Annotated in this window: 14 protein-coding genes; 7 read left to right on the plus strand and 7 right to left on the minus strand. The window is 63.2% G+C overall.

Features of this window, described 5'->3' with window-relative positions:
• Positions 1-30 precede the first annotated feature (30 nt).
• Positions 31-363: a GIY-YIG nuclease family protein gene (locus IVA74_RS04745; RefSeq protein WP_247340379.1), complete on the plus strand. Its 333-nt coding sequence runs from the start codon at positions 31-33 to the stop codon at positions 361-363.
• Between the two features lie 25 nt (positions 364-388).
• On the opposite strand, the gene IVA74_RS04750 is transcribed toward IVA74_RS04745, so the two are convergent.
• The 6 genes from IVA74_RS04750 to petA all read right to left on the minus strand — a co-directional run bounded on the left by IVA74_RS04750 (position 389) and on the right by petA (position 8,109).
• Positions 389-928: an adenine phosphoribosyltransferase gene (locus tag IVA74_RS04750; protein WP_045005226.1), complete on the minus strand. Its 540-nt coding sequence runs from the start codon at positions 926-928 to the stop codon at positions 389-391.
• 9 nt (positions 929-937) lie between these two features.
• Positions 938-3,103 (minus strand): anthranilate synthase component I, encoded by a 2,166-nt coding sequence (locus IVA74_RS04755; RefSeq protein WP_247340381.1) that lies wholly within the window; start codon positions 3,101-3,103, stop codon positions 938-940.
• 248 nt (positions 3,104-3,351) lie between these two features.
• Positions 3,352-4,536 (minus strand): DUF4375 domain-containing protein, encoded by a 1,185-nt coding sequence (locus tag IVA74_RS04760; protein ID WP_247340387.1) that lies wholly within the window; start codon positions 4,534-4,536, stop codon positions 3,352-3,354.
• 82 nt (positions 4,537-4,618) lie between these two features.
• Positions 4,619-5,293, minus strand: a complete 675-nt coding sequence (locus IVA74_RS04765) for a dienelactone hydrolase family protein (protein WP_247340388.1) — start codon at positions 5,291-5,293, stop codon at positions 4,619-4,621.
• Positions 5,294-5,443: 150 nt separating this feature from the next.
• Positions 5,444-7,516: a cytochrome b/c1 gene (fbcH, locus tag IVA74_RS04770; protein ID WP_247340389.1), complete on the minus strand. Its 2,073-nt coding sequence runs from the start codon at positions 7,514-7,516 to the stop codon at positions 5,444-5,446.
• Between the two features lie 62 nt (positions 7,517-7,578).
• Positions 7,579-8,109, minus strand: coding sequence for a ubiquinol-cytochrome c reductase iron-sulfur subunit (gene petA / locus IVA74_RS04775; RefSeq protein ID WP_247340393.1), 531 nt, complete (start codon positions 8,107-8,109; stop codon positions 7,579-7,581).
• A gap of 279 nt (positions 8,110-8,388) precedes the next feature.
• Here petA and IVA74_RS04780 point away from each other — a divergent pair, with 279 nt between their 5' ends.
• The 6 genes from IVA74_RS04780 (at position 8,389) to IVA74_RS04805 (ending at position 12,086) form a co-directional block, all read left to right on the plus strand.
• Complete coding sequence (locus IVA74_RS04780) at positions 8,389-8,856, plus strand: tRNA (cytidine(34)-2'-O)-methyltransferase (protein WP_247340395.1); 468 nt, start codon at positions 8,389-8,391, stop codon at positions 8,854-8,856.
• Positions 8,857-8,883: 27 nt separating this feature from the next.
• Positions 8,884-9,516 carry a 7-carboxy-7-deazaguanine synthase gene (gene queE / locus IVA74_RS04785; protein ID WP_247340398.1) on the plus strand — a complete coding sequence of 211 codons (633 nt, stop codon included), beginning with the start codon at positions 8,884-8,886 and terminating at the stop codon, positions 9,514-9,516.
• A gap of 17 nt (positions 9,517-9,533) precedes the next feature.
• The gene (locus IVA74_RS04790) at positions 9,534-9,899 is read left to right on the plus strand and encodes a 6-carboxytetrahydropterin synthase (RefSeq protein ID WP_247340587.1); all 366 of its coding nucleotides are present in this window, start codon (positions 9,534-9,536) and stop codon (positions 9,897-9,899) included.
• A 4-nt stretch (positions 9,900-9,903) separates the two neighbouring features.
• Positions 9,904-10,803: an oxygen-dependent coproporphyrinogen oxidase gene (hemF, locus tag IVA74_RS04795; RefSeq protein ID WP_247340400.1), complete on the plus strand. Its 900-nt coding sequence runs from the start codon at positions 9,904-9,906 to the stop codon at positions 10,801-10,803.
• Positions 10,794-11,546: an HAD family hydrolase gene (locus IVA74_RS04800; RefSeq protein ID WP_247340402.1), complete on the plus strand. Its 753-nt coding sequence runs from the start codon at positions 10,794-10,796 to the stop codon at positions 11,544-11,546. Before hemF ends, IVA74_RS04800 begins: the two co-directional genes overlap by 10 nt.
• Positions 11,547-11,882: 336 nt before the next feature.
• Positions 11,883-12,086, plus strand: coding sequence for a DUF2158 domain-containing protein (locus tag IVA74_RS04805; RefSeq protein WP_247340403.1), 204 nt, complete (start codon positions 11,883-11,885; stop codon positions 12,084-12,086).
• A 113-nt stretch (positions 12,087-12,199) separates the two neighbouring features.
• Here IVA74_RS04805 and IVA74_RS04810 read toward each other — a convergent pair whose 3' ends face one another.
• Positions 12,200-13,273, minus strand: a complete 1,074-nt coding sequence (locus tag IVA74_RS04810; protein WP_247340404.1) for a TauD/TfdA family dioxygenase — start codon at positions 13,271-13,273, stop codon at positions 12,200-12,202.
• Positions 13,274-13,337 lie beyond the last annotated feature (64 nt).

Consider the following 13,337-nt stretch of genomic DNA (forward strand, 5'->3'; position numbering starts at 1 on the left):
CACCAGCATCCCTCAGCAAGGCCCCTCACAGTGACCATCGACCGGAAAGCCGCCATCGCCGCCTACAGGGAGCGGAAGACCGTCGCAGGCATCTACGTCGTCCGCTGCGCGGCATCGGGCGAGACATGGGTCGGACAGGCGCCGAACCTCGAGACAATCCAGAACCGCATCTGGTTCTCGTTGCGCCACGGCAGCCACCCCTGCCGCAGCCTTCAGGCTGCGTGGACCACGCATGGCGAGCCCGGCCTGACATTTGGCGAATGCGAGCGTCTGGAGGACGAGGCGAGCGCCTATGTCAGGAATGCGCTGCTCAAAGAGCGCATGCTGCACTGGCTGTCGGAGCTAAAGGCCGAGGCGATCTGAACGTCGCCAGCGGCGCCGTTGCCGTTCAGTGTCCCTCGAACGTCATCAGCGTGCGCACGGGCACGTCCATCGCGCGCAGCTTGGCGGCACCGCCGAGCTCGGGCAGGTCGATGATGAAGCAGGCGGCCACCACATTGGCGCCGATCTGCCGCAGCAGCTTCACCGCGCCTTCCGCGGTGCCGCCCGTGGCAATGAGATCGTCGACCAGGATGACGCGCTCGCCGGGCTGGATGGCGTCGACATGCATCTCCATCTCGTCGATGCCGTATTCGAGGGAGTAAGCGATGCGCACGGTGGTGTGTGGCAGCTTGCCTTTCTTGCGGATCGGCACGAACCCGGCGGACACCTGATGCGCCACCGCGCCGCCGATGATGAAGCCGCGCGCCTCCATGCCGGCGACCTTGTCGATCTTGTTGCCGGCCCAGGGATTGACGAGTTCGTCAACCGCACGGCGGAACGCGCGCGCATCTGCGAGCAGCGTGGTGATGTCGCGGAACATGATCCCCGGCTTTGGGTAGTCCGGGATGGTGCGAACGCTCGCCTTCAGATCGTGGTCGAAATTCATTGGTGCCTCTCAATCAACGCGCGCTTCCAGCCGGAACGCATTCTCGACAATTCGTAATCCCACCTCGCCGCTGAGCGACATCAGCGATTCCGGATGGAATTGCACGCCGGCGACCGGCAGGGTCTTGTGCTCCAGCGCCATGGCCACGCCGTCCTCGGTGCTGGCCGTGACATCGAGAACTTCGGGCATGCTGTCGCGCTCGACATAAAGCGAGTGATAGCGGCCGATAACGATCTCGTTCGGCAGATTGCGCATCAACCTCCCGCCGCGGACCTGCACCCGCGAGGGCCGGCCGTGGGCGGGATGCGTGAGCTGCCCGAGTTCGCCGCCGAAATACTCGCCGATCGCCTGGACGCCGAGGCAGACGCCGAACACCGGCAGCTTGTTGTCCAGCGCCGCGTCGATGGTCTTCTTGATCCCGAAATCCTCAGGCCTGCCGGGGCCGGGCGACAGCACCAGCAAATCCCACCTCTTCTGCCTGAGCATGTCGAGCGCATGCACATGGCGGACCACGGTGACGTCAGCCCCGACCTGGCGGAAATAGTCGGCCAGCATATGGACGAAGCTGTCGTCGTGGTCGATCAGCAGCACCCGCTTGCCCGAACCGGTGGCATCGGGCGCAAAGGCCGACAGCGGCTTCGGCGGATCGCCGCGCAGCGCCTGGAACAAGGCGGCAGCCTTGACCTGGCATTCGCGATCTTCGGCGGCGGGATCGGAGTCGAACAAACAGGTCGCCCCGACACGCACCTCCGCGAGGCCTTCCTTCATCCGGATGGTACGGATGGTGAGGCCGGTGTTGATACTGCCGTCGAAATTCACCGCGCCGATGGCGCCGGCATACCAGCGCCGTGGCGAGCGCTCGTGATCCTCGACGAACTGCATCGCCCAGAGCTTTGGTGCGCCGGTGACGGTGACGGCCCAGGCGTGGGTGAGGAACGCATCGAGCGCATCGAAGCCGGGGCGCAGCATGCCCTCGACATGGTCCACGGTGTGAAACAGCTTCGAGTAGGTCTCGATCTGCCGGCGTGCCAGCACCTTGATCGTGCCGGGAACGCAGACGCGCGCCTTGTCGTTGCGATCGACGTCGGTGCACATGTTGAGCTCGAACTCGTCCTTCTCCGAGTTCAGGAGCTGGCGGATCTGCTCGGCGTCGCCGATCGCGTCGGTGCCGCGCGCGATCGTGCCCGAGATCGGGCAGGTCTCGACCCGGCGTCCGTCCGAGCGCACGAACATTTCGGGCGAGGCAGAAACGAGAAACTCGCCCTCGCCAAGATTCATCAGCGCGCCATAGGGCGACGGATTGATGACGCAGAGCCGCTGGAACACTTCCGCCGGCGAGCGGTCGCAAGGCTCGGCGAACAGCTGGCCAGGTACGGCTTCGAAGAGATCGCCGCGCGCGAAGGCCGCGCGCGCGGTTTCCACCGTGGCCTGATATTCGCCGGGCGCGTGATCCGCAAAACCCTGGCGCGACGTCTTGAGGTACGGGCTCTCGGCGGTCTCGTGCGGCAGGCCCGCGGTGGACTTGCCCTTCCACGCGAAATCGTAAGTGAGCACGACGCCGCGGCCGGTGGCGCGGTCATAGGCCAGCAGGCGGTCCGGGACGTAGAGCACGATGTCGCGCTGATCGCTCTCGCGCGCGCGCTTCTGCACGAGATCCTCGATCTGGAAGACGAGGTCGTAGGCGAAGGCGCCGAACAGGCCGAGCAACCCGTCGTCATTGGCCGAGAAGGCGGCGACGAGATCGCGCACCAGCGACATCACGCTGGCACGCCGCGTGCGCTGGTCTTCGTCGATCGGGGCTTCGCCGCGGACGATATGACCGGCAAGGCGCGTGGACGTCTTCTCGGAGATCACGACGCAGGGCTCGCGCAAGACGTCGGCGACGAAGGCGATCAGCACCTGCCCGCGCTCGTTCAATGCTTCCAGATTGAAATTGAAACCTGTTGTCTCGAGCTTGAGCGGCGGATCGGAGAAGCCGAGGTCGAAACTCTCGTAGCGGCCGGGCACGGTCGTGCCCGAGGACAGCACCACGCCGCGGCGACGGTCGAGCAGGTTGACGAGATCGTCGAGCCGGTTGGCGCCGCCGGTGAACTGCTCGGCCACGCGCGTGATCGCAAGCCCCGCGCGGGTCACATAGTCGCTTCGAGCCGGGAGGGCAAAGACGGTCCTGTTCATGTCGTCCTCTTACGAAACTTGCCGAGGGAACGCCACACAGGACAAACGATCAGGCCGCCGCACTGCGTGGGCGACCTCAGACGATTTTGGGAGAATAAATCGCACCGGCCACCTCTTAGGAGGTGCGCCACCAAAGACGGGATGGGCGGACGGTGGTGCTCATGGGCGGATACTCATCATGGCGCGGGGACGGCGTCAAGAGCGGCTGGGCCGGCCCGACCGGCAAAATGGCGCAAACGCAACGAGGGTTATGGCCGGTCTTTCAGGCTGTCGCGCCCAACGGCCGCGTCTGCGGCATGACGCTCGATTTCGTCTCGCATTACCGTGAGCACGAGCTCGCCGTCAGATCCGATGACCTGGGCGCGGTCGCCAAAGGTTTCGACCAAAACGCTGGTCTCTCCTGTGACCACACACCAACTGGCTCGATCGTCGCTCACGCTCAAGGCCGTGATCGCCGCGGTGGGACCCAGACTTAACTTCCGCAACAGCAGGTCGATCGCTTCGGCCGCAAAGTTTTGCTCGGCAATTCTCAAGAAATTCTGGATCGTGTCAGTCCCCACAGTCGACAGCCGCGCGCCCACTATCATAGGGCGCGTGGCAAGTTCATAAAGTCGTCCACCCGCCTCGTCAAAGACGCATAGCCGCGAGCCCTTGTTGGTCCTTACGCCGAACGCAGTGCATTGCTGCCCCTCCACATCCGTGTCGAATCCTGGAAGCACCATGACCTTGAGCTCCGGGTCAGGCTTCACCGCTCCGCACACCGCGGCGACCGTGAGCTGCAGATTGTCAGTCATCTGAAAGCTGATGCGGTGAACGCTTCGCCAGATCAGGCGGTGGGACAGATGTGGGTTAAGCTGCGCAAGCCCCTCGATTTCGGAAGAATATTGCTCCTGCGCGACGGCGTGCAATTCGGGCCAGCTTGCGATCCATCGGGCCGCTAGTTGGGTCATTGGTTGCTGCCGTTCTGCCGCAAAGAAGCGCCTATCAAGCGCGCTGAGCGCCGCGGCGCGGTTTTCGAATCCGGTCTGCAGCGCAGCCTCGCCGGGATGTGCCTCCACCCAGGCGATCATCTCCTGCAAGATCTGGTGTTGCGCACTCGCACCCATGGCCTTCAGTCCCGCGAGCGCATCACCAGATGTCGTCGGAAGCATCGCGAGCCCTGTGTTGCCGATGAACTGGCTGTGACCGCCGTTGTAGACCTGAGAGAGATAGTAGTCGGCATGATAGGCCTGTATGGCCACGGCCGGCAGCTCACCTGCCGTGTAGACGCCGACGCTCTGAATTTCGTTGACGTAGTCGACCACAGCGCCAGTGAGATGGTCGGCTTTCTCGGGGCTGCGGGCCGCTTCCAGCGCTTTGCTGGGCACCACAACCATGGTCAAGCGGCCATCCACAATCATCGTGCCCTCCTGCAGTCGCATGGCGAATGCCATGCGGCTGCAGCCTATGATTGCAGTGATCAATTTTCAAATGCGATGCGGCAATAGCGCTGATCGCGGCGGGCCGCCGCCCGGCCTACCCCAGATGCTTCCTAAAAAACTCCGTCGCCCTGCCCCAGGCGAGTTCGGCGGCTTCGCGGTCGTGCACGGCCTGGCGCTGCTCGTTGACGAAGGCGTGCTCGGCGTCATAGCGGAACAACTCCAGCGACTTGCCGGCGGTCTTCATGCCGTTTTCGAAGGCATCGACCAGTTGCGGTGTGCACCAGTCGTCCTTGTTGGCGAAATGAGCCTGGAGCGGAATCTTGACGTCGGCGGGCTTGGCCGCCTGCTCCGGCGGAATGCCGTAGAACACCACGCCGGCCGCAAGCTCCGGGATCTTGGTCGCACCGATGATGGTCACGGCGCCGCCGAGGCAGAAGCCTGTCAGCCCCACCTTGGCGCCGTTGCGCGACAGATATTGCGTGGCGCCGCGCACGGTCTGCGTGGTGGCGTCCATGAAATCCAGCGAGTTCATCTCTTTGCCGGCGGCGTCCGTGTCGTGATACGGCACCACCTTGCCCTTGTAGAGATCGGGCGCGAGCGCGTCGAAACCGGCCAGCGCAAAGCGGTCGCACAGGCCCTTGATCTGGTCCGACAGGCCCCACCATTCCTGGATCACGACCACGCCCGGCGCGTTGCCGCGCGCCGCGTTGGCGAGATAGCCCGATCCGTCCTTGCCGTCCGGGCGCTTGAAGGTGATGGCGGTTCCCATGATGTCCTCCGGTGAGTTTCTGGGGAGCGGTTGGCGGTACTTTGGCCGCTGGGAGCGCGATAGGCAATCGCGCCTGACAACACACGCTCGTGTGCAACAAAAAAGCCCCCTCGCGGGGGCTTCTTAAATTCTCGTTTCGCCTTGAACCGCTCAGTGCGAGTCGGCCCAGACCTTCTTCTTGGTGAAGTACATCAGGCCGGCGAAGATGATCAGGAAAATGAAGACCTGAAAGCCCATGCGCTTGCGCGCTTCCATGTGCGGTTCGGCGGTCCACATCAGGAACGTGGTGACGTCCTTGGCGTACTGCGCGACGGTCGTCGGCGAGCCGTCGTCATAGGTCACCTGGCCGTCGCTGAGCGGCTTCGGCATCTTGATGGCGTGGCCCGGGAAGTACTTGTTGTAGTAGGAGCCCTCCGGGATGGTCACACCCTCAGGCGCCTTGTCCTCAAAGCCCTGCAGCACCGCCGAGACGTAGTCTGGGCCCTGCTCCTGATACTGGCTGAAGAAGTCGACGATGAACATCGGGAAGCCGCGCCCATAGGAACGCGCCTTCGTGATTAACGACAGATCCGGCGGCGCGGCGCCGCCGTTCGCCGCACGTGCGGCCTGCTCGTTTGGAAACGGCGAGGGGAAATAGTCCGCCGGCCGGCCCGGGCGCTCGAACATGTCGCCCTGATCGTTCGGACCGTCCTTGACCTTGTAGTCGGAGGCGAAGGCTGCCACCTGCGCGGTCGAATAGCCGGGGCCGCCGGGATCTCCGAGATTGCGGAAGGCGATAAAGGACAGGCCGTGGCAATTGGCGCAGACTTCCTTGTAGACCTTGAGGCCGCGCTGGAGTGCGCCGCGGTCGAACGTGCCGAACGGGCCGGAGAAGGACCAGTTGTTGCCCGGCGGCCTGGTGCCGCCTTCCTCGGCGCGGGCGCTGTCGACTGAGCCCGCAAACAACGCGCCCACCAGCGCAAGAGCGATCACGGTCGACACCATCGGCGTCGACTTGCTGCCGGTCTTTGCAAGAACCGCCTCTGCGATCGAATTCGGCACCGGCCGCGGCGTCTCGATGCGCGAGAGCAGCGGCAGCACGATCAGGAAGTAGGCGAAGTAGCAGAACGTCAGGACCCGGCCGGCGATCACGTAGATGCCTTCCGGCGGCTGCGCGCCGAGATAGCCGAGCAGGATGCAGACCGCGACGAAGATCCAGAAGAACTGCTTGGCCAGCGGACGGTACTTCGACGACTTCGTCCTGGCGGCGTCGAGCCAGGGCAGGAAGCACAGGATGATGATCGCCGAGAACATCCCGATCACGCCCGCGAGCTTGTTCGGGATCGAACGCAGGATCGCGTAGAACGGCAGGTAATACCATTCCGGCACGATGTGCGGTGGGGTCACGCCCGGGTTCGCCGGAATGTAGTTGTCGGCGTCGCCGAGATAGTTCGGCATGTAGAAGATGAACCAGGCGTAGAGCAGCATGAAGCAGGCGACGCCGAAGCCGTCCTTGATGGTGGCGTGCGGCGTGAACGGAACCGTGTCCTTTTCCGTCTTCGGCTCAACGCCGTCAGGATTGTTCTGGCCGGCGACGTGCAGCGCCCAGACGTGGAGCACGACGACGCCCGCGATCAGGAACGGCAGCAGATAGTGCAGCGAGAAGAAGCGGTTCAGCGTCGGGTTACCGACCGAATAGCCGCCCCACAGCAGCGTCACGATGCTCTCGCCGACATAGGGAATGGCGGAGAACAGATTGGTGATGACGGTGGCGCCCCAGAAGCTCATCTGGCCCCAGGGGAGCACGTAGCCCATGAAACCGGTCGCCATCATCAGGAGGTAGATGATGACGCCGAGGATCCAGAGCACTTCGCGCGGCTCCTTGTAGGAGCCGTAATAGAGGCCGCGCAGCATGTGGACGTAGACAGCGACGAAGAACATGGAGGCGCCGACGGCGTGCATGTTGCGCAGCAGCCAGCCGTAATTGACGTCACGGACCAATAGCTCGACCGACTTGAAGGCGAGATCGGCATGCGGCGTGTAGTGCATCGCCAGGATCACGCCGGTCAGGATCTGGATCCCAAGCATGAAGGAGAGGATGGCGCCGAAGGTCCACCAGTAGTTCAGGTTGCGCGGGGTGGGATAGATAACGAAGGACGAGTGGACGAGACCCATGATCGGCAGACGTCGCTCGATCCATTGCAGGGCCGGATTGCTCGGCTGGTAGTCGGATGGTCCGCTCATGATGCGATCCTGAGGAAATATAACGACGAGACGGCGCGAAGCTTCGGACGCGGGTCCGAAGCTCAGCCGATCTGGATTTTGGTGTCGGAAACGAACTGGTACGGCGGCACGGGCAGGTTCGCGGGCGCGGGCCCCTGGCGGATGCGGCCGGACGAATCGTACTGCGAACCATGGCAGGGGCAGAAGAACCCGTCGTAATTGCCTTCATGTGCGATCGGGATGCAGCCGAGATGGGTGCAGATGCCGATCACAACCAGCCACTGGTCGTGGCCGGACTTGACCCGGGCCTCGTCGGACTGCGGATCGGGCAGGCTCGCCACATTGACGGCGCGCGCCTCGTCGATCTGTTTCTTGGTGCGGTGGCTGATATAGATCGGCTTGCCGCGCCAGAACACCTTGATGTCCTGCCCCTCGGCGACCGGACTGAGATCGACCTCGATCGGCGCACCGGCGGCGATGGTCGACGCATCAGGATTCATCTGGGAGACGAAGGGCCAGAGCGCGGCTGCGCCCCCTACTGCTGCAGCTGCCCCCGTTGCAACGAATAAGAAATCACGGCGTGTCGGATGGTCCGCCGAAGACGCTGTCGTCACGATTCCAACCCTTTCTTCTTATTCTGCCGGCGGAACCGCTCCAGAGGGCCCCAAGGTCCCCAGAACAGCCTGCTAGCGCCCGCGGCCCCCCCGCGGCGGCAGAACTTCACGTGTCCCCACCAAAACAAGGCGAAAACAGCAGTCCAGAATCGTTCTATTGGCACCCTTGCCGGGCGAGCGCAAGCCCGCTATCGGCGCGGGAGCGTGCAATGCACGAATTCCGCGGCCAGCGATGTTTTATTGAGACATTTCCGGCCCGCACCGAACCCGGCACAGCCCATGCAGATAGCGCTTTTCCAACCCGACATCCCCCAGAACACCGGCACGATTCTCAGGCTCTGCGCCTGTCTGGGCGTGGCCGCCCATATCATCGAACCGGCAGGCTTTCCCGTCTCCGACCGGCATTTCCGCCGGGCGGGAATGGATTACCTCGATCAGGTCAGCATCAACCGCCATGACTCGTGGTCGAAATTCGAGCAATGGCGCGCGGCACAGGGCTACCGCCTGCTGCTGTTCACCACCAAAGGGGCCACCGACTACCGCGATTTCCGTTACCAGACGACGGACATCCTGCTATTCGGGCGCGAGAGCGCCGGCGTCACCGACGCGGTGGTCGAAGCCGCGGACGCGCGGCTGGTGATTCCGATCGCGGCGGGGCTACGGTCGCTCAATGTCGCCATGACCGCGGCGATGGCCGCAGGCGAAGCGCTGCGGCAGATCCGGAACCCCGAGGCCTCACAGGATTGAAGGGCCCATAGGATTGAGGAGAGACGGTTGAGTTACGCGGTCAAGGAAATCTTCCTGACTCTGCAAGGCGAAGGCGCACATGCCGGGCGCGCGTCCGTATTTTGCCGTTTTGCCGGCTGCAACCTCTGGAGCGGGCGAGAGGCCGACCGCGCGGGCGCCACCTGCAAATTCTGCGACACGGACTTCGTCGGCACCGACGGCACGCTGGGCGGGCGCTACGCCTCGGCCGCGGAACTCGCCGGCACCATCGCCGCGCAATGGACAGCCTCTACCGACAACCGTTACGTGGTGCTCACCGGCGGCGAGCCGCTGCTCCAGGTCGATGCCGCACTGGTCGATGCGCTCCACGCAAGCGGCTTCGAGATCGGCGTCGAGACCAACGGCACGATCGTCCCGCCCGAGGGGCTCGACTGGATCTGCGTCAGTCCGAAGGGCGGCAGCGACCTGGTGGTCCGGCGCGGCCACGAGCTGAAGCTGGTCTATCCGCAGCCACTCGCCGCACCGGAGGCCTTCGCAGGCCTCGCCTTCGAGCGCTTCTCGCTGCAGCCGATGGACGGGCCCGAGGTGGCCGAGAACACCGCGCGCGCGATCGACTACTGCCTCAATCATCCGCAATGGCGGCTCAGCGTGCAGACGCACAAGTCGCTCGGTATCAGATAGGATTGGTTTTCGAACAGATGTGGGAATTGACGAAATCGTTTCGCTTCGAGGCGGCGCACTCATTGTCGGGAACGACGTTCGGCGCGGCCAGCGAAGAGATCCACGGCCACTCCTTTCGCGCTGAGGTGACGGTGCGCGGCACGCTGGACCCTGCGACCGGCATGGTGGTCGATCTCGGCCTCCTTCAGCGCGCCATCGAGGATGTGCGCGTGATGCTGGACCACAAGTTCCTCAACAAGATCGAGGCGCTGGGCACACCGACGCTGGAAAACCTCTCGCTCTTCGTCTGGGACCGGCTGGCGCATATCGGCAAGCTGACCCGCGTCAGCATCCATCGCGACAGTTGCAGCGAGAGCTGCACCTATTACGGTCCGCAGGGCTGAAAGAATGACATCCACATTGGACCCGAGCTTGATCGAAGACCGCAAGACGCGCGCCCGCGTCTGGTTCGAAGCTTTGCGCGACGACATCTGTGCGAGCTTCGAGCGGCTGGAAGACGACGCGCCGCAAAACCTTTATCCGGGCGAGCCCGGCCGCTTCAAACGCACGCCCTGGCAGCGCACCGATCATACCGGCGCGGCCGGCGGCGGCGGCGTGATGTCGATGATGTCCGGCCGCCTGTTCGAGAAGGTCGGCGTGCACTGCTCGACCGTGCACGGCGAATTCGCGCCGGAGTTTCGCGCGCAAATTCCGGGCGCGGCGGACGACCCGAAGTTCTGGGCCTCCGGCATCTCGCTGATCGCGCATCTGCGCAATCCGCACGTGCCAGCGGTGCACATGAACACGCGCTTTGTCGTCACCACAAAAGCCTGGTTCGGCGGCGGCGCCGATCTGACGCCGGTGCTCGAGCGCCGGCGGACGCAGGACGACGCCGACACCATCGCCTTCCACGCCGCGATGAAACAGGCCTGCACGCAGCCGAACGGCATCGCCGATTACGACAAGTACAAGAAGTGGTGCGACGAGTATTTCCACCTGCCGCATCGGAAAGAAGCCCGCGGCATCGGCGGCATCTTCTACGACTGGCACGACAGCGGCGACTGGGACGCCGACCTCGCCTTCACCGCGGATGTCGGCCGCGCCTTCCTGAAGATCTATCCTGAGATCGTGCGGCGCAATTTCGCGACCGCCTGGACGGCCGAGGATCGCGAGGAGCAATTGATCCGGCGCGGCCGCTATGTCGAATTCAATCTGCTCTACGATCGCGGCACCATCTTCGGGCTCAGGACCGGTGGCAATGTCGATTCGATCCTGTCGTCGCTGCCGCCGGAGGTGAAATGGCCATGACTCCGATGAAGCCCGCAATCAGGCCGCTGCCGCGCGCCATGCTGATCGACATGGACGACACCATCCTGTCGGCCTATGGCCGGCCCGAGATCGCCTGGAACACGATCGCGAACGAGTTTGCCGAAGAGCTCGCGCCGCTGCCGCCGCAGCAGGTCGCAACCACGGTGCTCGCGTTCGCGAAAAACTTCTGGGCCAATGCGGACGCCTCGTGGCGGCTCAGGCTTGCCGAAGCTCGTCACCTCACCGTCAAGGGCGGGTTTGCCGCGCTCGCCGCCGCCGGCTACCGCGCCCTGCCCGACGACCTCGCCATTCGCCTCGCCGACCGCTTCACCACCTATCGCGAGGAGGAGATGTTCGTCTTCCCCGGCGCGCATGAGGCCATCGACAAATTGAAGGCGCTCGGCATCAAGCTCGCGCTGGTGACCAACGGCGCCGCCGACACCCAGCGCGCCAAGGTCGAGCGCTTCGAGCTGGCGCACCGCTTCCACCACATCCAGATCGAAGGCGAGCACGGTTTTGGCAAGCCCGAGGAGCGCGCCTACCTGCACGCGATGGACACGCTCGGCGTCACCGCAAAAGATACCTGGATGATCGGCGACAATCTGGAATGGGAAGTGGTGACTCCGCAGCGTCTCGGCATCTATTCGATCTGGATCGACGTGCACGGCGACGGCCTGCCCGAAGGGTCGCTCGTCAAGCCTGACCGCATCATCCGCTCGCTCGGCGAACTTTTGCCGGGATGATCAAGGCCGCGAAAACAAAAACATCGAAAACAACCCCATGCACAGTAGCCGACCGCTGCAAAACCAATGACTTACGGATTTAACGAAACCCTTTGACTCGTCGGGCAAAACACGGGCATGGTGGCATCATCGCCGCGCCCAGGACCGAAGAGCCCTTGCGTGCCTCTTGAGCGATCCCCCACTCGAACCTCCGTCATCGACGTTTCAGTCTGCGCGGCGGACACGCGCAGCCGTAGCGCATCCGCGGACCCGCAGTCGTGATCGGCATGTCATGACGGCTTGCTAACTCTTCTCTCGTCAATCAACTCTCTGTCAATCAACCTGAAAGGACCATCCATGGAACTGAAAGTCGGCGATATCGTAATGCTGAAATCCGGCGGGCAGCCGCTCACCGTTGCGGAAGTGAAGGGCGACGACGTGCTCTGCCTCTGGATGGGCGCGGAAGGCGACCTGTTCCGCGAGACGCTGCCGCTGGCCGTGCTCGAACAGCTGGAAGAATTGGACGAGGACGAGGATGACGAGGACGAAGACGAGGAGTAGGCACGCCTGAGACCGCGTCCTCGTTAGGTCGGAGTGCTCGGCTCCGCCGCATGTGATGTCCGCTTCTATGCCAACAACGGCGCAAGAGCGGACATCGCTGGATGCTTCGAACGTCAATCCAACGGAACGTTCAGACTGGTACCTTTGGTGATAATGCCGCCACGGTTGCCAATCTCAATCGAACCATAGCGCTGCTTGAAACAATCGGGCAGCGGCCGGTCGCCTTCCATGCTGAGCCAAAGCCGCAACAAATGACGCTTTTGGCTTGCAATGGGCCAATCACGGAATCCGGTCCGATCATGCAACAAAGCATGATTGTAAACGAACTGCATGTCACCCGGCTGAAGCCGCATGCCAAAATGCAGAGTGGGGCTGTTTGCGAGCGCGTCAAAGAGATCGAGTGCCTCGACGTGAGCGGGCGTCAGTCTCGGCGCATCGGGAAAGCGCTGCGCACTATCGATATACTGGCGCTGATAGAACCCGGTCAGGAACCCCGCATGCCAATTCAGCACCGGGATTTCAAGATATGGCTTTTCGTTCTCCGGCACCTCGCCTCGCCGGTCTGTCGCGATCGGATCAAACAAGAGAGCGGCAAGGTCGGGACGTCTGTCAAACATCTCGTTGTAGATTGTCGTCGTGCTGACAAGGAGAGAATCCCCTCCCTCCATCGCCTCGCGAATGCATAACAATCCAACCACGTCGGACGAATCCGTGTGGAATGTCTGACGTTCCGAAGTTTGATAAATTCGAGTGTTCGGATCCTTCGCATCGGCACCTGTGTCACGGACGTGACCGAGAATGTGACCCGCTGCATTCTGAGACCGCGCCGATCCAAGATGCGCGCCCACCCCGCAAAATATCGTAGCGGCAAACTCCTGGCTATATTTTGCCACCGGGAGGCCGCGTATGACTTGGAAGCCCAAGCCGACCAACAGCTTCTTCTTGAGATCTTCCAGGTGCGCGCCGAGATGAGGAAGCGGAAAGCTTTCCTTCGTGATCTCTGCGATTTCTTTGCTTCTGCCGAGATATGTTTCAGCTGCGTTCTCGAGCTCGGCGATCTCGCCGGCAGCAAGCGATATCAACCATCGATCAGGATTCGCCTTCATCTCAGCGCCTTGCCAGGCAGACGGGATATCGACCCTCCCTGGAGGACGATTGATCCCGCTGGACACTGAGAGCACATTCATAGTGTTGGCTCCTGAGAAGATTGGACGTCAGAAATGGGGGCGGACCATCGACGATATTGTGCCG

The organism is Bradyrhizobium sp. 132, from assembly GCF_023074185.1.
Taxonomy (GTDB): domain Bacteria; phylum Pseudomonadota; class Alphaproteobacteria; order Rhizobiales; family Xanthobacteraceae; genus Bradyrhizobium.

Excerpts from the sequence above, each read along its gene's own strand:
- IVA74_RS04810 (WP_247340404.1), bottom strand. The coding sequence starts at position 13,273 with ATGAATGTGCTCTCAGTGTCCAGCGGGATCAATCGTCCTCCAGGGAGG.
- IVA74_RS04800 (WP_247340402.1), top strand. The coding sequence starts at position 10,794 with ATGGCCATGACTCCGATGAAGCCCGCAATCAGGCCGCTGCCGCGCGCC.
- IVA74_RS04755 (WP_247340381.1), bottom strand. The coding sequence starts at position 3,103 with ATGAACAGGACCGTCTTTGCCCTCCCGGCTCGAAGCGACTATGTGACC.
- IVA74_RS04765 (WP_247340388.1), bottom strand. The coding sequence starts at position 5,293 with ATGGGAACCGCCATCACCTTCAAGCGCCCGGACGGCAAGGACGGATCG.
- hemF (WP_247340400.1), top strand. The coding sequence starts at position 9,904 with ATGACATCCACATTGGACCCGAGCTTGATCGAAGACCGCAAGACGCGC.
- fbcH (WP_247340389.1), bottom strand. The coding sequence starts at position 7,516 with ATGAGCGGACCATCCGACTACCAGCCGAGCAATCCGGCCCTGCAATGG.
- IVA74_RS04780 (WP_247340395.1), top strand. The coding sequence starts at position 8,389 with ATGCAGATAGCGCTTTTCCAACCCGACATCCCCCAGAACACCGGCACG.
- IVA74_RS04790 (WP_247340587.1), top strand. The coding sequence starts at position 9,534 with ATGTGGGAATTGACGAAATCGTTTCGCTTCGAGGCGGCGCACTCATTG.
- IVA74_RS04750 (WP_045005226.1), bottom strand. The coding sequence starts at position 928 with ATGAATTTCGACCACGATCTGAAGGCGAGCGTTCGCACCATCCCGGAC.
- IVA74_RS04805 (WP_247340403.1), top strand. The coding sequence starts at position 11,883 with ATGGAACTGAAAGTCGGCGATATCGTAATGCTGAAATCCGGCGGGCAG.
- IVA74_RS04760 (WP_247340387.1), bottom strand. The coding sequence starts at position 4,536 with ATGGCATTCGCCATGCGACTGCAGGAGGGCACGATGATTGTGGATGGC.